Here is a 19364-nt window from a genome sequence, read left to right on the forward strand (position 1 = left end):
GGCCGAAGACCCTGTAGGAGCGGCGCGAGCCGCGACTGCGACAACGCAACTGCGCCGCAACCTTCGTCGTAGCTGCGTTGTCGCAGTCGCGGCTCGCGCCGCTCCTACAGCGAGGCTTCGTGCTTCGCGAGCGCCCATTGGACGTGCTCGCGCACCAGTTCGCTGGGATGTTGCAGGCGCGAACGCAAGGCCGTGATCGCCTCCGGCGTCGTCGGCGCATTGCCCAACGCCACCGCGATGTTGCGCAGCCAGCGCTCGTGCCCGCTGCGGCGGATCGCCGAGCCTTCGGTGCGGCGCAGGAACTCGTCTTCTTCCCACGCGAACAGCTGCGCCAGCGTCGCCCGGTCGAGGTCGTTGCGGGCGCGGAAATCCGGCTCGTCGCTGCGCTTGGCGAACTTGTTCCAGGGGCAGACCAACTGGCAGTCGTCGCAGCCGAAGATGCGGTTGCCGATCGGCTCGCGCAGTTCCAGCGGGATTGCGCCGTCGTGCTCGATGGTCAGGTAGGCGATGCAGCGGCGCGCGTCGAGCCGGTGCGGCGCGACGATGGCCTGGGTCGGGCAGACGTCGATGCAGCGCACGCAGGTGCCGCAGTGCGCGCTGGCCGGGGCGTCGACCGGCAGCGGCAGGTCGACGTAGATCTCGCCGAGGAAGAACCACGAGCCGCCGTCCTTGTCGATCAGGCAGGTGTGCTTGCCGATCCAGCCGAGCCCGGCGTTGCGCGCCAGCGCGCGTTCCAGCACCGGCGCGGAATCGACGAACACGCGGTGGCCGAACGGCCCGACCAGTTCGGCCAGGCGCTCGGCCAGGCGCTGCAGGCGCTGGCGCATGAGCTTGTGGTAGTCGCGGCCGAGCGCGTAGCGGGCGACGTAGGCGCGCTCGCCGTCGGCGAGCGTGGCCCAGGCTTCCTCGTCGTCGCGGCGGCCGTAATCCAGCCCGACCGAGATCACCCGCACCGTGCCCGGCAGCAGTTGCGCCGGGCGCGCGCGCAGTTCGCCGTGGCGCGCCATCCAGTCCATCGAGCCGTGCAGGCCGCGTTCGAGCCAGTCCAGCAGGTAGGCCTCGTCCTCGCCCAGCTCGACCCCGCTGATGCCGCAGCGCTGGAAACCGAACTCGCGCGCCAGCGCGCGGATGCGCCGCGCCAGCGCCGCGTAATCGGGCGCGGGGCGGCCGGCGGGGCCGGGCAGCGGCGAACTGGGGCTGGCGTCGATCTGGCTCACGATGCGGCAAGTATAGAATCCAGGCATGTCCCGGTCCGCCGAAACCGAAGGCCGCCGCGCCGGCGCCCGCGCCGCGACCGCGCCGTGCCCGCTCTACGACGCCGCGGCGTTGCGCGCGGCCGAGCGCGGCGCCGCCGCGGCCTCGGGCGACGCGTTCGAACTGATGCGCCGCGCCGGCGAAGCGGCCTGGCGCGAGTGGCTGGACCGCTGGAGCCAGGCCTATTCGCTGCTGGTGGTGTGCGGGCCCGGCAACAACGGCGGCGACGGCTACGTCATGGCGACCCACGCGCTGCGCAACGGCCGCAAGGTCGCGGTGGTGCGGCTGCGCGACCACGCGCCGCGCAGCGAACCGGCGCGCCGCGCCGCGGACGGCTACCGCGACGCCGGCGGCGCGACGCTCGAATTCGACGGCGCGCTGCCGCCGGCCGAGGCGATCGTCGACGCCTTGTTCGGCATCGGCCTGAGCCGCGCGCCCGATGCCGCGGCGGGCGCGTTGATCGAGGCGATCAACGGCCACGGCGCGCCGGTGTTCGCGCTCGACGTTCCCAGCGGCGTCGATGCCGATCGCGGCGCGGTCGCGGGCCGCGCGGTGGTCGCCGACTGCACGCTCGAATTCATCGCCCGCAAGCGCGGGCTGCGCACCGGCGCCGCGCTGGACCACGTCGGCGAACCGGTGCTGGCGTCGCTGGGCGTGGACATGTCCGAACATGCGGCCTATCCGGTCGCCGAGTGGCTGCGCGCGCCGGATCTGGGCCGCTGGCTGCGTCCGCGCCGGCGCGACAGCCACAAGGGCCGCAACGGCCGGGTGCTGTGCATCGGCGGCGACCACGGCTACGGCGGCGCGCTGGTCCTGTGCGCGCAGGCGGCGCTGCGCAGCGGCGCGGGCTTGGTCGATGCCGCCACCCGCGCCGACCACGTCGCACCGTTGCTGGCGCGCCTGCCCGAGGCGATGCCGCGCGCGGTCGAATCCAGCGACGACCTGCGCGCCGCGCTCGCCGCCGCCGACGTGATCGCGATCGGCCCGGGCTTGGGCACCCAGGAGTGGGGCGCGCTGCTGTTCGCCGCCGCGCTGACCAGCGACAAGCCGCTGCTGCTCGACGCCGATGCGTTGAACCTGCTGGCCGCGCAGCCGCGCGCGCTGCCGGCCGACTGCATCCTCACCCCGCATCCGGGCGAGGCCGCGCGCCTGCTCGGCAGCGACACCGCGCGGGTGCAGGCCGACCGCGACGCCGCGGTGCGCGCCTTGGCCGAGCGCTACCGCTGCGCGGTCGTGCTCAAGGGCGCGGGCACGCTGGTGCACGCGCCGGGGCAGGGCGTGCGCGTGATCGGGGCGGGCAATCCCGGCATGGCGGTCGGCGGCATGGGCGACGTGCTCAGCGGCGCGATCGCGGCGCTGCGCGCGCAAGGGCTGGACGCGTTCGATGCGGCCAGTTGCGGCGCGCTGTTGCATTCGACGGCCGGCGACCGCGCCGCGCGCGACGACGGCGAACGCGGCCTGCTGCCGAGCGACCTGATGCCGTGGCTGCGCCGCTGCGCCAATCCGCGCGCGGATGAGCGATGATTTCGCGATGAGTCACGATGTCCTTTCCGAATTGCGCCTGCATCTGGCCGATGCCGACGCCACCGACGCGCTCGGCGCCGCGCTCGCGGCCGCGCGCGCGCGCCTGCCGGCGAACGCGCCGCCGCTGCACGTGCACCTGCACGGCGACCTCGGCGCGGGCAAGTCGACCCTGGCGCGCGCGCTGTTGCGCGCGCTCGGCGTGCAGGGCGCGATCCGCAGCCCCACCTACACCCTGGTCGAGCGCTACGGGTTGAACGACGGCGGCGAAGCCTGGCATCTCGACCTGTACCGCATCGGCGACGCCGGCGAGCTGGAGTTCCTCGGCCTGGACGGCGGCGAGGCCTCGCTGTGGCTGATCGAGTGGCCCGAACGCGGTCGCGGCTGGTTGCCGGCGGCCGACCTGCGGATCGACCTCGCCGTCGACGGCGCCGGGCGCAGCGCCCGCCTGCAGGCCGCCAGTCCGGCGGCGCGGGCCTGGCTGGACGGGGTCGCAGCAATGGGTGCGACAGTGGCGTTCACAGGCTCGGCCTAGAGGCGTTTGCGGCCGACTCCTGAACGATTCCCTAGGAAGTAACGCCAGGTCCCGGATTTGCAAGGAAAAAATACTTGCAATTCCACTATCTCGGTGCTTGACTTACGCCCATGCGAGTCAAGGGGGCCACCGTTCAGAAAGTCCTGATGGGCCTGGCGCTCTTGGCAGCGCTGGCCTGGAATCTCGCTCATGCGAGCGAAATCAAGGGCTTGGAACTGCGCAACGGCGCCACCGGTACCCGTGCCGAGATCGCCCTCGACGGCGCCGGCCAGTACAAGGTCATCAGCCTCAAGGGCCCCGACCGTCTCGTCGTCGACCTGCCGGCCTCGCGCCTGGGCAAGGGCGTCAAGCTGCCGGCCGGTGCCGGCCTGATCAAGTCCGTGCGCGTCGGCGAGCCCCAGCCGGGTACCGCGCGCATCGTGTTCGACCTCGCCCAGCCGGTCGCGGTGCTCAAGCCGCGCATCGAGCAGGGCGCCGGCGGTCCGCGCCTGGTGCTGGAATGGCCCGGCGACGGCAGCGAGCCGGCGGTCGCCGCCGCGCCGAAGGCCGAAGCGCCCGCCGCAGCGGCTGCTGTCGTTCCCGCCACGGTTGCCGCAGCCGCGCCGGCGCAGGCCGCGCCCGGCAGCGAACCCGCCGATCCTGCGGTCGCGTCCAACGCCGCCACCAGCAAGCTGATTTCCGAACTCGCCGCGCGCGGCGCGGCGGGTGCGCCGGCGGCGCATGCCGGTCAGCCCGCGGGCGCGCAGGTCGCCAACGTGCAGCCCGCGTCCGTGCCGGCCGCGAGCCTGCCGGCGGCGAACGCGCCGGCTACGAACATGCCTGCTACGAACATGCCGGCTACGAACATGCCGGCTACGACCATGCAAGCGCCCGCCGTCGCGGCAGCGCTGCCGCCGACCGGCGCGCAGCGGGCCGCCGCCCAGGCGGTGTTCGAACAGGCCGCGCAGGCGCCGGTGCCGACCACGGTCGCGACCGGCGTCCCGACCCGCATCGCCACCGGCGTGCCCACCCGCATCGCCACCGGCGTGCCGACGCCGATGCCGGGTTCGGCCGCGGCCAATGCGGCGGCCAATCCCAATCCGACCACCGCCGCGCCGGGCGCGCCAGCGAACGAACCCGCGCCGCCGGCCGGTGCGGTCAAGACCCTTAAGGACGTCATGCGCGGCCGCGGCATGCGCCCGCTGGTCATCGCCATCGATCCCGGCCACGGCGGCCAGGATCCCGGCGCGATCGGCCAGGGCGGCAAGCGCGAGAAGGACGTGACCCTGGCGATCGGCCGCGAACTGGCGCGCCAGATCAACGCCACCCCGGGCCTGAAGGCCTACATGACCCGCGACACCGACGTGTTCATCCCGTTGCCGCGGCGCGCCCAACTGGCGCGCCAGGCCAAGGCCGACATGTTCGTCTCGATCCATGCCGATGCGGCCGAGAACCGCAGCGCGAGCGGCTCGTCGGTGTACGTGCTCTCGCTCAAGGGCGCGACCTCGCAGCGCGCGCGCTGGCTGGCGGACAAGGAAAACGCCTCCGACCTGATCGGCGGCGTGCGCCTGCAGCAGACCGACAACACCTTGGCCTCGGTGCTGCTCGACCTGACCCAGAGCGGCCACATGAAGGCCTCCGAGGACGCCGCCGCGCACGTGCTCGACGGCCTGCGCGACGTCGGCAAGAACCACAAGCCGCACGTGGAAAAGGCCAACTTCGCGGTTCTGCGCACCTCGGACATGCCGGCGATGCTGGTGGAGACCAACTTCATCTCCAACCCGGAAGAAGAGCGCCGCCTGACCGATCCCGCGCACCAGCGCGCGCTGGCGCGGGCGGTGCTCGGCGGGATCAACAACTACTTCACCCGCCAGCCGCCGCCGGGCTCGCTGTACGCGGCGCGCGCCGAAGCGCAGCAGGCGCAGGGCGGCGGATTCGGCGGGGGCGGCAGCCCCTGATCGCGGCAGGGCGACGCCGGCGCATGCCGTGCGCAGCCGCCAACACCGCAGCGTGAGCGAGCGTCGATGAGCGCCGACGACACCGGGCCCGCCGACGCGGCCGACGACGCCGACTTGATCGCCGCGATCCGCCGCCGCCTGTCCGACCGCGGCAGCCTGTGGATCAACCAGCGCTATTCGCACGAAGGCGAACCCGCGCAGCGCGAATACTTCCTCAAGCCCGCGCGGCGCGGCGACATCGACGGCGCGAACCTGCATGGCGCGATCCTGGACGGCACGATCCTGGACGGCGCGATCCTGGACGGCACGATCCTGGACGGCACGATTCTGCATGGCACGATCCTGCACGGCACGATCCTGCTCGGTTTCGACGACTGGCAGGATCGCCACGAGGACGCCGTCGATCTCTATCTCAGCCACCGGCGCCTGAGCTTCGACACGCTGGCGCAGGCCCTGGCCTACACCTTCGCGCAGTTGCCGTTGCGGCCCGAGGATCTGCGCGCGGCGGTCCGCCGCCGCTGAGCGCGACGCCGGCGCAACGCCGCACAGCGCAAGCCGCGGATCGCGCCGGCCGGACCCGGCGGCTATCATCGGTTTCCACTCCCCCGCGGTGCCTGCGCGCACCGGAATGCCGCCGTGACCATCCGCCAGCTCCCCGACACCCTCATCAACCAGATCGCCGCCGGCGAAGTGGTCGAACGGCCCGCGTCCGTGGTCAAGGAACTGGTCGAGAACGCGCTCGACGCCGGCGCGCGCCGGGTCGATATCGACCTCGAAGAAGGCGGGGTGCGGCTGATCCGCATCCGCGACGACGGCAAGGGCATCGCCGCCGACGAACTGCCGCTGGCGGTGTCGCGCCACGCCACCAGCAAGATCGCTTCGCTCGACGACCTGGAAGGCGTGACCACGCTGGGTTTCCGTGGCGAGGCGCTGCCGTCGATCGCCTCGGTCAGCCGCTTTTCGCTGTCCTCGCGCCGGATCGGCGAGGACCGCGGCGCGGTGCTGGAGATCGACGGCGGCCGGCTCGGCGAGGTCGCGCCCAAGCCGCATCCGCAGGGCACCACGGTCGAGGTGCGCGACCTGTTCTTCAACGTTCCGGCACGGCGCAAGTTCCTCAAGGCCGAGCGCACCGAGCTGGGCCATATCGAGGAATGGCTGCGGCAGCTGGCGTTGGCGCGTCCCGACGTGGAGTTGCGGGTCTCGCACAACGGCAAGCCGACCCGGCGCTGGAAAGGCGAGGGCGACCAGATCGACTTGGGCCTGTCGGACGTGCGCATCGGCGAGGCGCTCGGCGAGGAATTCGCCCGCAACGCGCTGCGCGTGGACCACAGCGGCGCCGGGCTGCGCCTGCACGGCTGGATCGCCCAGCCGTCGTACAACCGCGCCAGCGCCGACCAGCAATACCTCTACGTCAACGGCCGCGCGGTGCGCGACCGCAGCATCGCCCACGCGGTCAAGCAGGCGTACTCGGACGTGCTGTTCCATGGCCGCCAGCCGGCGTACGTGCTGTTCCTGGAGCTGGACCCGCGCCGGGTCGACGTCAACGTGCACCCGGCCAAGCACGAGGTGCGCTTCCGCGACGCGCGGCTGATCCACGACTTCGTCTATCGCACGCTCAACGACGCGTTGGCGCAAACCCGCGCCGGCGCACTGCCGTCGGCGCAGACCGGCGAGTTCGGCGGCGGCCATCCGCCCGATCCGGGCGCGGCCGCGCCGCCGTCGCAGGCGGGCATGTACCAGTACCGGCCGACCGCGCCGCTGGCCTTGCGCGTGCAGGAGACCCAGGCCGGTTATGCGGCGCTGTACGGCGGCAACGGTGGCGGCGGCAGTGGCAGTGGCGGCGCGCCTGCCGGCGGTTACCCCGCGCCGGCGAGTTACTCGGGCGGCGGCAGCGCCTACGCCGCGCCCGCGCTGCCGCACAGCGACGACGAGACCCTGCCGCCGCTGGGCTACGCGATCGCCCAGCTGCACGGCATCTACGTGCTGGCCGAGACCGCCGAGGGCCTGATCGTGGTCGACATGCACGCCGCCCACGAACGCATCGGCTACGAAAAGCTCAAGTTCGCCCACGACCATGAAGGCTTGCGCACCCAGCCGCTGCTGGTGCCGGCGACGCTGGCGGTGTCCGAGCGCGAGGCCGAAGTCGCCGAGCGCGAGGAGGCGACGCTGATCGCGCTGGGCTTCGAGGTCACCCGCGCCGGCCCGCAGTCGCTGGCCCTGCGCGCGGTGCCGGCGCTGCTCGCCCACGGCGATGTCGAGGCGCTGCTGCGCGACGTGCTGGCGGACCTGCGCGAACACGGCGAATCGCGCCGGGTCGGCGCTGCCCGCGACGAGTTGCTGGCGACCATGGCCTGCCACGGCGCGGTGCGCGCGAATCGCCGTCTCACTTTGCCGGAAATGAACGCCTTGCTGCGCGAGATGGAGGCGACCGAACGCTCCGGTCAGTGCAATCATGGGCGCCCGACCTGGGCCCGCTTCACCCTGTCGGAAATCGACCGCTGGTTCCTGCGAGGGCGCTGATGACCGCTGCTGTCCGTTCGTGCGCCGTGCCCGCCGCTGGCGCGTTGCCGTCCCATTCCGGCGCGTCGCGCTGGTGGTTGTGCGCGGCCGCCGCGCTGGCGCTGGCCGGCTGCGGTTCGCCGGAACAGCAGGCGCGGGCCGAACGCGAGGCCGAGCGCGCGGTCCACGCCATCCAGGACTTCCAGCGCGACCAGCAGATCTGGCGCGAGCAACGCCATCGCGAACTGCTCAAGCCCGACGGCTGGACCAGCCTGGTCGGGCTGCATCCGATCGAGCCGGGCGCGCATTACTTCGGCAGCGACGCCGACAACGGCATCCGCGTCGGCGTCGGCCCCGGCCACATCGGGCTGCTGAACCTGGACAAGGGCCGGCTGCGCTTCGTGCCCGAGCGCGGCCTGACGCTGACCCTCAACGAGCAGCCGCTGAAGGGCGCGGCGGTGCTGCTGGCCGACGACTCCCCGGCCGGCCCGACCCGGATCGGCTTCGACGAAGGCAAGGGCGTGCTGACCGCGATCAAGCGCGGCGGCCGCTGGTACCTGCGCGTGCGCCATGCCGACGCGCCCAGCCGGGTCGGCTTCAGCGCGATCGAGTACTGGCCGGCGACGCAGGACTGGAAGCTCAGCGCCAAGTTCGTCGCCCATCCGGCCGGGCAGACCATCGAGGTCGCCAACATCATCGGCGTGATCGAGCCGACCCCGAACCCCGGCGCGGTCGAGTTCGAGCGCGACGGCCGCAGCTTCCGCCTGGAGGCGCTGGATCAGGGCGGCGAGGAGCTGATGCTGGTGTTCGCCGACCGCACCAGCGGCCACGGCAGCTACAGCGCCGGGCGCTTCCTCGACGTGCCGCGGCCGAACCCGCAGGGCAAGGTCACGGTCGATTTCAACAAGGCCTACAACCCGCCGTGCGCGTTCACCCCGTTCGCGACCTGTCCGCTGCCGCCGCAGGGCAACCGGCTGGATCTGGAGGTGACGGCGGGGGAGAAGGCGTACAAGCCTGCGGGTGCAGCGGCGCACGCGTCTTGAGGGCCGCGCGCCGGGTGCGCGGTGTGCAATGGCGAGGGGCGGGTTTACTGGTTGCGCCTTTCTTTCTGAGAGGAAGGCGTCGGGCCTGAAGGCCCTGCCACAACGGACTCCGGCGCTCGCGGTTCGCTGCGCATGTTCCCGTTCGTCCTCCCCGCGCAGGCGGGGATCCAGAGACTTCAGCGCCGGGCCTCGGCAGGCGACGCACTTCGGCGGCGCCGAAGCGAAACCCGCCCCATCCGCAAGTCGCGTTGCCGCAGAGGCCCCGCGTCGCCGCGCCGCATGCGAATGCCGGCGTTTACGGGTTCGTAATACGAAGCCCGAGGCCGACGCCTTACACTGGGCGCCCGTTCTCTCGCGCCGCTGCCGTTTCGTCCTGCGCGGCCGCCCGCCCATCTTCGAGGTCTGCGTCGCCCATGCGGTTGCTCAAGCTGTTCGTCCTGCCCCTGTGCGCCGCGGTCGCGCTGAGCGCGCCGCTGACTTCGGCCACCGCGACCGGCGCGGTCGCCCAGGCGGCCCAGGCCGCGGCCAAGCCGCCGCCGGTGCCGCTGCTGTGGCGGGTCTCCGACGCCGACAACGCGGTGTTCCTGCTGGGCTCGTTCCATCTGCTGCGCGCCGACGACTATCCGCTGTCCGACGACATCCAGCGCGCGTTCGCCGGCTCGGAGAAACTGGTGTTCGAGGTCGCGCCGGACGAGATGTTCGATCCGTCGGTCGGCCAGCGTTTCCTGGAGCGCGCGCGCTACCAGGACGGCCGCACCCTCAGCCAGACCCTGCCGGCGGACCTGCGCGAAAAGCTCAACCGCGTGCTGGCCAAGAACGGCCGTTCGCTGAGCCAGGTCGACAGCTTGGAGCCGTGGTTCGTCAACCTGTCGCTGGTGCTGGGCGTGTCGCAGTCGCTGGGCTTCAGCTCGCAGCTGGGCCTGGACCAGTACCTGATGCGCCAGGCCGCCGAGGCCGGCAAGGGCGCCTCGGGCCTGGAGAGCATGGACCACCAGCTCGACGTGATGGACGCCAGCCCCGCCGACGAGCAGATCAAGGCGTTGCGCGAATTCCTCGACCGGCCGACCGAAGTGCCGGGCATGCTCGAAGAGATGCACACCGCCTGGCGCGAGGCCGATGTGGCCAAGCTCGACGAGAAGGCGCGGGTGGAGATGCAGCAGAAGACCCCGCAGACCTACCGCATCGTCAACGTCGAGCGCAACGAGGCCTGGGTGCCGCAGATCCAGAAGCTGCTCGACGAGCAGAAGAAGGGCGACACCCTGGTGGTGGTCGGCAGCCTGCATCTGCTCGGCAACGACGGGTTGGTCGAGCGCCTGCGCGCGAAGGGCTACAAGATCGAGCGGATCTGCTCGGCGTGCGCGACGGGGACCGCGGATCTGGCGCCGATGCCGCCCGCGGCGCTGCCGCCGGCGCCGCCGGTGAAGCTGACCCCGGACGATGCGCGCGAGAGTAAGAAGGCCGAGCCCAGGCACTGACCCGCGAAGGTCCCTGCGCACCCTGTAGGAGCGACGCGAGTCGCGACCGCGAAAACGCAACTACGATGAAAGTTTCGGCGTAGTTGCGTTTTCGCGGTCGCGACTCGCGTCGCTCCTACAGGTGGATCGCGTGGATCGCGCGGGCTTCAGGCCGCGGGCGCGACCAGCACGATGCAATCCACCGGGCACGCCGGCACGCACAGCTCGCAGCCGGTGCACAGCGGTTCGATCACGGTGTGCATGTGCTTGGCGGCGCCGACGATGGCGTCGACCGGGCAGGCCTGGATGCACTTGGTGCAGCCGATGCAGTCGGCTTCGACGATCAGCGCCAGCGGCGGCGTCGCTAGGTGGCGGCCGCGTTCGCGGTCGAACGGCTTGGCTGCCACGTCCAGCAGTTTCGCCAGCGCGCGCGCGCCGTCGTCGCCGCCCGGCGGGCAGCGATCGACGTCGGCGTCGCCGTGCGCCATCGCCTCGGCATACGGCCGGCAGCCGGCGTAGCCGCACTGGCCGCATTGGGTCTGCGGCAGCAGGCGGTCTAGGCGTTCGGTCAGGTCGGGGAGCATGGAAGTGAGCGTAGAGAAGTGAGGAGTGAGTAAGTGCTCGAGCGCAGGCAATGCCGCTTTCGCTCACTTCTCACTCTTCCCCGCTATTTTCTCGCTTCAACGCACCGGCATGCCCGGCTGCGCGCCGCCATCGGCGTCGAGCAGGAACAGGCCGCCGCCGTCGAAGCCGGCCGACAGGATCATGCCCTCGCTGACGCCGAAGCGCATCTTGCGCGGGGCGAGGTTGGCGATGAACACCACGCTGCGGCCGACCAGCTTTTCGGGCTCGGCGTAGGAGCCGCGGATGCCGGAGAAGATCTGGCGCTTGCCCAGCTCGCCGGCGTCGAGTTCGAAGCGCAGCAGCTTGTCGGAGCCGTCGACGAATTCGCAGGCCAGCACCTTGCCCACGCGCAGGTCGAGCTTGGCGAAGTCGTCGAGGTTGACGGTCGCCGGCGCCGCGTCGGCGGCATCGGGCTTGGCCTCGGCCTTGGGCGCTTCGGCCTTCGCCGCCGGCTTGGCGGGCTTGGCCTCGGCGGCGGTGGGGGGGAGGGATTCCTTGCTGGCTTCGATCATGGCTTCGATGAGTTTCGCGTCGATACGGGTGAACAACGGGACGTAGGCGGCGATGGCGTGGGCGAGCAGCGGCTGGGCAAGGTCGTCCCAGGTCGCCACCGGAGCGGCCAGGAAGGCTTCGCCCTGTGCGGCCACGCGCGGCAACACCGGCTTGAGCGCGGCGGCGAGCACGCGGAACAGGTTCAGGCCCTGGGTGCACACCGCCTGCAGTTCGGCTTCGGCGCCGTCCTGCTTGGCCAGCACCCACGGCTTGCGCTCGTCGATGTACTTGTTGGCTTCGTCGGCCAGGGCCATGGTCAGGCGCAGCGCGGTCGCGGCTTCGTTGGCGTCGTAGGCGGCGGCGATCGGCGCGAGCTGCTCGACGAAGCGCGCGTACATCGCCGGCTCCGGCAGCGCGTCGGCCAGGCGGCCGCCGAAGCGTTTTTCGATGAAGCCGGCGCAGCGGCTGGCGACGTTGACGAACTTGCCGACCACGTCGGAGTTCACCCGCGCGACGAAGTCGGCGAGGTTGAGGTCGATGTCCTCGACGCCGCCGCTGGTCTTGGTGGCGAAGTAGTAGCGCAGCGCTTCCGGGTCCAGGCCCTGGTCGAGGTAGGTGCGGGCCTGGATGAAGGTGCCGCGCGACTTCGACATGCGCTGCGAATTGACCATCAGATAGCCGTTGACGTGCAGCCGGGTCGGCGCGCGGAAGCCGGCGCCGTGCAGCACCGCCGGCCAGAACAGGCCGTGGAAGGTGACGATGTCCTTGCCGATGAAGTGGTGCAGCTCGGCCTGGCTGTCGCGCGCGAGGTACGACCAGAAGTCCAGGCCCTTGCGCTCGCACAGGGTCTGGAAGCTGCTGAGGTAGCCGATCGGCGCGTCGAGCCACACGTATAGGTACTTGCCGGGATGGCCGGGGATTTCGAAGCCGAAATAGGGCGCGTCGCGCGAGATGTCCCAGGCGCGCAGGCCGCCGTCGGCGTCGAGCCATTCGTGCAGCTTGGCGCGGATGCCGGGCGTGGCGGTGTCGGCGGCGAGCCACTCGCGCAGGAACGCCTCGAAGTGGCCGACCTCGAAGAAGAAATGCTCGGAGTCGCGCAGTTCCGGCGTCGCCCCGCTGACCACCGAATGAGGCTCCAGCAAGTCGGTCGGCGCGTAGGTGGCGCCGCAGTTCTCGCAGTTGTCGCCGTACTGGTCCGGGGTCTTGCAGTTCGGACAGATGCCCTTGACGTAGCGGTCGGGCAGGAACATCCGCTTGACCGGGTCGAACAACTGCGCGACCGAGCGCTTGGCGATGTGGCCGTTGTTGTCCAGGCGCGCGTAGATCGCCTCGGTGAGCTGGCGGTTGGCGGCCGAATGGGTCGAGTCGTAATGGTCGAAGGCCACGCCGAAGTCGGCGAAGTCGCGCTCGTGGCGGACCTGGATTTCGGCGATGTACGCCTCGGGCGTTTTGCCGGCCTTTTCCGCGGCGAGCATGATCGGCGTGCCGTGGGTGTCGTCGGCGCAGACGTAGTGCACCGTGTTCCCGGCCATGCGCTGCGCCCGCACCCAGATGTCGGCCTGCATGTAGCCGACCAAATGACCGAGGTGGAGCTCGCCATTGGCGTAGGGCAGTGCGTTGGAGACGACGATTTCGCGGGACATAGACGGGGGCCGTAGGTGGTCGTGGATTATGGCATGGGCGGCCGTGGAGGCCGGGCGGGTGGGGCGGGGGGTGAGGTGGGGCCTTGCTCTTGTGGGAGGGCCTTCAGGCCCGATGCCTTTCGATCAGTTGCCGCGACCTGAAACAAAAGCATCGGGCCTGAAGGCCCTCCCACAAGAGGCCAAAACGAAGAAACCCGGCCGAGGCCGGGTTTCCGCTACACGCATGCGGGCCGGCCGGTCAGGGTTCGTGGCGCATCCAGGTCTGGCTGCGGCCGATCAGCGAGAAGCCCATGAAGCCGCGCACTTCCAGCTTCTTGCCGCCGTCCTGCGGGGTGACCTTGACCGAATAGACCTTGCCGCTGGCCGGGTCGAGGATCTTGCCGCCTTCCCAGGTGTCGCCGCTCTTGCGGATGCCCCACAGGATGACCATGCCCTTGACCGGCTTGCCCTTGCGCTCGCCGTCGCACTTGTCGCAGACCGGGTTGGGGCCGTGCTCGGACTGCAGCACTTCGTTGACCCGGCCGGCGAGGCTGCCGTCCTTGGCCTCGTAGATCTCGACGACCGACTTGGGCTTCTGGGTCTTGTCGTCGATGGTGGTCCAGGACCCGACCGGCGTGGCCTGGGCGAACGCCGCCGCCGGCAGCGCGAGCAGCAGCAGGGCGAGCAGTTGTTTACGCATGTATCCCCTCCCAGAGACGTGAGCGTGATGGCCGCGCGCCGTGGGCCGGCGCGGCGGGACGGGTTCTTTATACCGCATCCGCAAAGGTATGGAAGCGGCGCGCGGGGCGCGTTCAGGCCAGCCGCCGCGGCGCGGGCGGGCGCGAGCGGCGAAAACGAAAAGCCCGGCGTGCGCCGGGCTTTCGCTGCAACGGTGGAACGATCCCGACGCGGGTCAGAACTTGTAGCTGGCGCCGACGTAGAGGTAGCGGCCGATGTTGTCGTAGTTCGAGTTGTCCTCGGTCTCGCCGAAGTAGCCCAGCGGCGGGTCCTTGTCGAACACGTTGTCGGCGCCGACGTACAGGTCCAGGCCGGTGCCCGGGACCTTATAGCCGACCTGCAGGTTGTGGTAGGTGTACGAGCCGTTGCGGATCGGGCTCACCTGGCCCGGATTGGACTGGTAGCTCCACGGCTCGACGCGCAGGTTGGTGTGGATGTAGCGCATGTCCCAGCTCGCGCGCCAGTCGCCGCGCTTGTAGCTGGCGTTGAGCGAAGCGCGCCAGCGCGGGTCGCCGACGTAGTTCAGGTATTCCCGGTAGTCGTTCGGGAAGTCCTGGAACGACCATTCGCGCGAGGTGATCAGGCGGGTGCCGACGAAGCGCAGCGCGGCCTGGCCGCCGAACGCCTCGAAGCGGTAGTCGGCTTCCACGTCGACGCCGGCGCGGCGCGAGCGCGCCACGTTTTCGGTCAGCGCGATCCAGTTGGAGATCGAGCCGGCCGGGAACGCGCGGCCCTGGCTGTCGACGAAACCGCCGGCCGGCGCGCGCTGGATCATGCCGCAGAACTTGTTGCCGATGCCGCCGGGCGAATCCACGCAGCGCGTCGCCAGGGCTTCGGCGCTGACCGCGTCGATCGCGTCCTTGAGGTTGACCCGCCAGTAGTCCACCGACAGGCCGAAACCTTCGAAGAACTCGGGCTGCCAGACGAAGCCGTAGGAGAACGAACGCGCCGTCTCCACCTTCAGGTCCGGATTGCCGCCGCTGGTGCCGGGGAAGCGGCCGCCGTAGTTGTCGTTGAAGTCGGCCGGCAGGCCGAGCGCGGCGCAGTTGCGCGCGCGCAGCGCCGGATCGGCGGCGGTGTTGACCGAGTTGCGGCGGCCCGGGCGCACGTCGCAGGGGTCCCAGATGGTCGCGAAGTTCTGCGTCGCCGGGTTGAACAGCTCGCCGATGTTCGGCGCGCGCACCGCCTGGGCCAGGCTGGCGCGGACGCGGAAGGAGTCGTTGACCGCCCAGTCCAGGCCGACGTTCCAGGTCTTGGTCTCGCCGACGGTGCTGTAGTCGGAGTAGCGGCCGGCGACGTCCATGCTCAGGCGCTGGATGCCCGGCAGGTCGGCCAGCAGCGGGATGGTGGTTTCGGCGAAGACTTCCTTGACCGTGTATTCGCCCTTGCGGCTCGGGATCGCGTTGAGGAAGGTCAGGCCCTGCGCGGCCAGCGGATCGGTGATCTCCTGGCTGCTCTCCTTGCGCCACTCCACGCCGCCGGCGAAGCCGACGCCGCCGGCCGGCAGCTCGAACAGCGCGCTGTTGGCGACCGAGGCGCTGAACACCTTCTGGGTCAGCTTGGTGCGGTTGCGGGCGTCGTAGTTGAACCAGTCGGCCGCGCGCGGATCGACCGCGCCGTTGCCGAACACCTGGAACGGCACGCAGCCCTGGCGCGCGATCTCGTGGTAGCGCTGCCTGGTGTTGGGGTTGATCGCGTTGGGATCGAGCGAGACGCGGCAGACGATGTTGCCGCTGGCGTCGCGCACCGCGTCCATGCCGGCCTGCCAGCGCTCGTTGATGCGGTTGTTGAGGTTGAGGCGGTCGATCTCGGTCTGGCCGTAGTTGGCCGAGACCTCGTAGCTCCAGTTCTCGTTGAGGAAGCCTTCCAGGCCGGCGACGTAGCGCTGGGTGGTGCGCTCGACGTCTTCGCCGCGACGGCCGGCGTCGACGTTGAAGCGCGAGATCTGCAACGCCTGCGCGGCGTCGTTGGGATCGCGCAGGCCGTTGGCGTCCATCAGCGCGGCCAGCTGCGGCGAGAGGTAGGCGTTGTCGCGGCGGATGCGCAGCGGCTGGTCGAACGCCGGCTGGGCGTTGAACTGCGACTCGGTGCGGGTGTACTTGCCTTCGAAGAAGAACTTGTGGTTCTCGTTGATATCGAAGTTGACCAGCGCGTTGACGCTGTAACGGTCGAACGCGGGCTGCAGGTCGGCGACGTTGTTGAGGTCGACGAAGTCGCAGTTGACGCAGGTGTTGGCGCCGTCGCGCGGGCCGTCGTAACGGGTCGGGCGGAACGTGCCGTTGTCGTCGAACTGGTAGCGCTTGCCGCCGGCGTCGAAGGTGCCGCCGTAGGAGATGCTGGAGTTGCCGCCCGGGCCCATGAACACGCGCTGCGGGTTGTCCTGGGTGGACGGACGGCTGCGGTCGTAGGCCGGGTTCGGCATGCTGATCAGGTTGCGGCGGCCGATCGCGCGGTCGCCGCGGCCGAAGTTGTCCTGCTTGCTGTACTCGGCCGAGTACACCACGCTGCCGCGGCCGCCGGCGAACTCGTTGCCGCCGGTGAAGCTGAAGAACGAACGGCTGAAGTCGCCTTCGCTGGCGTCGCCGGTCTGGCCGCGCAGCTCGTAGCCGTCGAACTTCTTCTTCATGATGAAGTTGACCACGCCGGCGACCGCGTCGGCGCCGTAGACGGCCGAGGCGCCGCCGGTGATCACTTCCACGCGCTCGATCAGTTCCACCGGGATGGTGTTGATGTCGACCGAGGTCGAGCCGGACACGCCGCCGACGTGGCGGCGGCCGTTGACCAGCACCAGGGTGCGCGAGGAACCCATGCCGCGCAGGTCCAGCAGGCCCAGGCCGGCGGTGCCGATGGCGCGGGTCGAGTTGCCCATGGTGTAGGTCGCCGACAGCTGCGGCAGGGTGGTCATCAGGTCGGAGATGGTGACCGCGCCGGTGGCGCGGATCTCCTCGGCGCTGATGCCGACCACGGGCGAGGGCGTGACGAAGCCGATGCGCTTGATGCGCGAGCCGGTCACGGTGACCGCGTCGATGTCGGTCGGCGCGGCGGCGGCGCCTTCGGCCGGCGCGGCCTGCTGGGCGCCGGCGGCGCCGGCGGCGGAGAAGGCGATCGCGGACACGAGCGCCGCCGTCAGCCTGCTGCGGTGCAGGCCGAACGAATTGGGTACTGCCATGGTGTTTCCCCTAGCTGGAAAGTAATGCGCGAACGCGGGCGCTGCCGCGTCGATCTACGTGTTTTGGTTGCCTTCCCGGGCTTTAACGGTTCCTTTACGAAACTGAACTTAACACGCGGCTAACGTTCGCTTTCTGGCACGGCGGGCTCGTTGCCTTTGCCCAATTCAGTTTTTCAACTGATTGAACTATATGAATTGATTGTTCAGCTAAGCGGCGGGAAGGCACGATCGCGTTGCATCCTCGATGGGCAACTAATACGTGTGTCCGTCACGTCTTGGCGAGATCTCAGATGGATAAATGCAATTTCAAGTTGCTTTGTTCATCGTTCGCGGAGCGGTGCGCAGACCGCCGTCGCCCCGCGCCGCGGCGGCGGCGCGCGCGCCCAGGCCTTAACATGTACGCCGGCCGCGACGCGGCATCCCTGTAACGAGTCCCCATGCGCACACACCTTCCGCGCCCGGCCGGATCGCCGGCATGAGCGAGCACCTGCAATCCCCGTTGGCCGCGACGATCGCGGCCCTGCCGTTGCCCGACACCGGGCTGAGCCTGGCCGACAGCGGCGCGCGCGTGCGCGCCGGCGCGGCCGAGGGCCGGGTCGCGGTGTCGATCCAGGCCGGCTTCGCCCTCGACGGCCTGCGTCCCGGGCTGGAGGCGTCGATCGCCGCCGCGCTGGCGCCGCAGGGACTGGCCCTGGCCAGCCTGGAGCTGATCGCGCGGATCGTCTCGCACGCGGTCCAGCCCAAGCTGTCGCCGCTGCCGAACGTGCGCAACCTGATCGCGGTCGGTTCGGGCAAGGGCGGGGTCGGCAAGTCGACCACCGCGGTCAATCTGGCCCTGGCCCTGGTCCTGGACGGCGCCCGCGTCGGCGTGCTCGACGCCGACATCTACGGCCCCAGCGTGCCGACCATGCTCGGCGCCCACGGCAAGCCCGACAGCCCCGACGGCAAGCACATCCAGCCGCTGCGCGCGCACGGCATCGAGGCGATGTCGATCGGCCCGCTGGTCGAGCAGGACACGCCGATGATCTGGCGCGGGCCGATGGCGACCTCGGCGCTGACCACCTTGCTCAACGACACCCAGTGGAGCGAGCTGGACTATCTGATCGTCGACCTGCCGCCGGGTACCGGCGACATCCAGCTGACCCTGGCGCAGAAGATCCCGGTCGCCGGCGCGGTGATCGTGACCACGCCGCAGGACGTGGCCACGCTGGACGCGCGCAAGGCGCTGCGCATGTTCGAGAAGGTCGAAGTGCCGGTGCTGGGCCTGGTCGAGAACATGGCCGTGCACGTGTGCTCGAACTGCGGCCACGCCGAGCACCTGTTCGGCGAAGGCGGCGGCGCGCGCATGGCCGCGCAGTACGGCGTGCCGCTGCTCGGCAGCCTGCCGCTGGAGATCGCGATCCGCGAGCAGGGCGACGCCGGCGTGCCGGTGGTCGCGGCCCAGCCCGATTCGGCCGCCGCGCGCGCCTACCGCGGCACCGCGCGCCGGCTGGCGGTGGAACTGGCGCGGCGCCCGCGGGTGGCGCCGTCGATTTCCGCCTCGCTGCTGTAACCGCGCGGCGCCGCGCCGCTCGCGCCAGAGCCGCCGCGGCAGCCCGTACAATCCCGGATCGGGCGCCGCCGGCGCCCGCGTCCTCCCGAGTTCATCGCGCGGCCCGGCCGCGCCCCCGAAGGAACACCGCATGAGCATCAAGTCCGACCGCTGGATCCGCCGCATGTCCGAGCAGCCCGGCGGCATGATCGAGCCGTTCGAACCCGGCCAGGTCAAGCAGTCCGCCGACGGCCAGCGCATCGTCAGCTACGGCACCTCCAGCTACGGCTACGACGTGCGCTGCTCGCGCGAGTTCAAGGTGTTCACCAACATCAACTCGACCATCGTCGATCCCAAGCATTTCGACAGCGGCAGCTTCGTCGACGTGGAATCGGACGTGTGCATCATCCCGCCGAACTCGTTCGCGCTGGCGCGCACGGTCGAGTACTTCCGCATCCCGCGCGACGTGCTGGTGGTGTGCCTGGGCAAGAGCACCTACGCGCGCTGCGGCATCATCGTCAACGTGACCCCGCTGGAGCCGGAGTGGGAAGGCCACGTGACCCTGGAATTCAGCAACACCACGCCGCTGCCGGCGCGCATCTACGCCAACGAGGGCGTGGCGCAGATGCTGTTCTTCCAGTCCGACGAGGTCTGCGACACGTCCTACCGCGACCGCGGCGGCAAGTACCAGGGCCAGACCGGCGTGACCCTGCCGCGCACCTGAGCCGCGGCCGGCGCCGCTGCGGCGGCGCCACGGTTCCGCCGGCGCGCGTGGCCGCCGCCGGCTTGCGAGGGCGCGCATTGCGCGCCCTCGGTCGTTTCCGCGTACCCGTCGGCCCCGTTCGCGCGTGCGCCGTCGCGGCCCGCCGGCGCGCGCGGGCCCGCGCGGATCGGCGCGGCGAGGCCGCGGACGCGCCGCGAGCGTGGCCGCGGCCAAGAAAAAGA

General features: G+C 70.9%; 15 protein-coding genes. 9 read left to right on the plus strand and 6 right to left on the minus strand.

Translation table 11 applies throughout. The annotated features are described in order from the left end of the window. Positions 1-104 precede the first annotated feature (104 nt). On the minus strand, positions 105-1244 hold the full coding sequence (queG, locus tag JHW41_RS09765) for a tRNA epoxyqueuosine(34) reductase QueG (RefSeq protein WP_250449763.1): 1140 nt from the start codon (positions 1242-1244) through the stop codon (positions 105-107). On the opposite strand from queG, the gene JHW41_RS09770 reads away from it, so the two are divergent. From JHW41_RS09770 to JHW41_RS09800, 7 genes are all read left to right on the plus strand, one after another. Continuing rightward, complete coding sequence (locus JHW41_RS09770; RefSeq protein ID WP_250449764.1) at positions 1243-2778, plus strand: NAD(P)H-hydrate dehydratase; 1536 nt, start codon at positions 1243-1245, stop codon at positions 2776-2778. The genes queG and JHW41_RS09770 overlap by 2 nt on opposite strands. 7 nt (positions 2779-2785) lie before the next feature. Next, complete coding sequence (gene tsaE / locus JHW41_RS09775; RefSeq protein WP_250449765.1) at positions 2786-3310, plus strand: tRNA (adenosine(37)-N6)-threonylcarbamoyltransferase complex ATPase subunit type 1 TsaE; 525 nt, start codon at positions 2786-2788, stop codon at positions 3308-3310. A gap of 146 nt (positions 3311-3456) precedes the next feature. Beyond that, a complete protein-coding gene (locus JHW41_RS09780) occupies positions 3457-5247 on the plus strand; it encodes an N-acetylmuramoyl-L-alanine amidase (protein WP_250449766.1) in 1791 nt (596 codons plus the stop codon). A gap of 66 nt (positions 5248-5313) precedes the next feature. Further along, positions 5314-5769 carry a pentapeptide repeat-containing protein gene (locus JHW41_RS09785; RefSeq protein ID WP_250449767.1) on the plus strand — a complete coding sequence of 152 codons (456 nt, stop codon included), beginning with the start codon at positions 5314-5316 and terminating at the stop codon, positions 5767-5769. A 114-nt stretch (positions 5770-5883) separates the two neighbouring features. Continuing rightward, positions 5884-7767, plus strand: a complete 1884-nt coding sequence (gene mutL, locus JHW41_RS09790) for a DNA mismatch repair endonuclease MutL (protein WP_250449768.1) — start codon at positions 5884-5886, stop codon at positions 7765-7767. Positions 7768-7811: 44 nt separating this feature from the next. Then, on the plus strand, positions 7812-8789 hold the full coding sequence (locus JHW41_RS09795) for a DUF1684 domain-containing protein (protein WP_425606378.1): 978 nt from the start codon (positions 7812-7814) through the stop codon (positions 8787-8789). Between the two features lie 413 nt (positions 8790-9202). Further along, on the plus strand, positions 9203-10264 hold the full coding sequence (locus JHW41_RS09800) for a TraB/GumN family protein (RefSeq protein ID WP_250449770.1): 1062 nt from the start codon (positions 9203-9205) through the stop codon (positions 10262-10264). A gap of 146 nt (positions 10265-10410) precedes the next feature. Here JHW41_RS09800 and rnfB read toward each other — a convergent pair whose 3' ends face one another. From rnfB to JHW41_RS09820, 5 genes are all read right to left on the minus strand, one after another. After that, on the minus strand, positions 10411-10827 hold the full coding sequence (gene rnfB / locus JHW41_RS09805; RefSeq protein ID WP_250449771.1) for an Rnf electron transport complex subunit RnfB: 417 nt from the start codon (positions 10825-10827) through the stop codon (positions 10411-10413). 96 nt (positions 10828-10923) lie between these two features. Next, positions 10924-13002 carry a methionine--tRNA ligase gene (gene metG, locus JHW41_RS09810; protein WP_078996760.1) on the minus strand — a complete coding sequence of 693 codons (2079 nt, stop codon included), beginning with the start codon at positions 13000-13002 and terminating at the stop codon, positions 10924-10926. Positions 13003-13028: 26 nt separating this feature from the next. After that, positions 13029-13154: a hypothetical protein gene (locus JHW41_RS26780; RefSeq protein WP_428995492.1), complete on the minus strand. Its 126-nt coding sequence runs from the start codon at positions 13152-13154 to the stop codon at positions 13029-13031. A gap of 86 nt (positions 13155-13240) precedes the next feature. Next, positions 13241-13681 (minus strand): DUF2147 domain-containing protein, encoded by a 441-nt coding sequence (locus tag JHW41_RS09815; protein WP_078999932.1) that lies wholly within the window; start codon positions 13679-13681, stop codon positions 13241-13243. A gap of 213 nt (positions 13682-13894) precedes the next feature. Next, complete coding sequence (locus JHW41_RS09820; RefSeq protein WP_250449772.1) at positions 13895-16888, minus strand: TonB-dependent receptor domain-containing protein; 2994 nt, start codon at positions 16886-16888, stop codon at positions 13895-13897. Positions 16889-17363: 475 nt separating this feature from the next. Between JHW41_RS09820 and apbC the strand changes: the two genes are divergently transcribed. Further along, complete coding sequence (gene apbC, locus JHW41_RS09825; RefSeq protein WP_250449773.1) at positions 17364-18440, plus strand: iron-sulfur cluster carrier protein ApbC; 1077 nt, start codon at positions 17364-17366, stop codon at positions 18438-18440. A 130-nt stretch (positions 18441-18570) separates the two neighbouring features. After that, positions 18571-19143: a dCTP deaminase gene (gene dcd / locus JHW41_RS09830; protein WP_057948085.1), complete on the plus strand. Its 573-nt coding sequence runs from the start codon at positions 18571-18573 to the stop codon at positions 19141-19143. The last annotated feature ends 221 nt before the right edge of the window (positions 19144-19364 follow it).

Source organism: Lysobacter enzymogenes, assembly GCF_023617245.1.
Lineage (GTDB): Bacteria > Pseudomonadota > Gammaproteobacteria > Xanthomonadales > Xanthomonadaceae > Lysobacter > Lysobacter yananisis.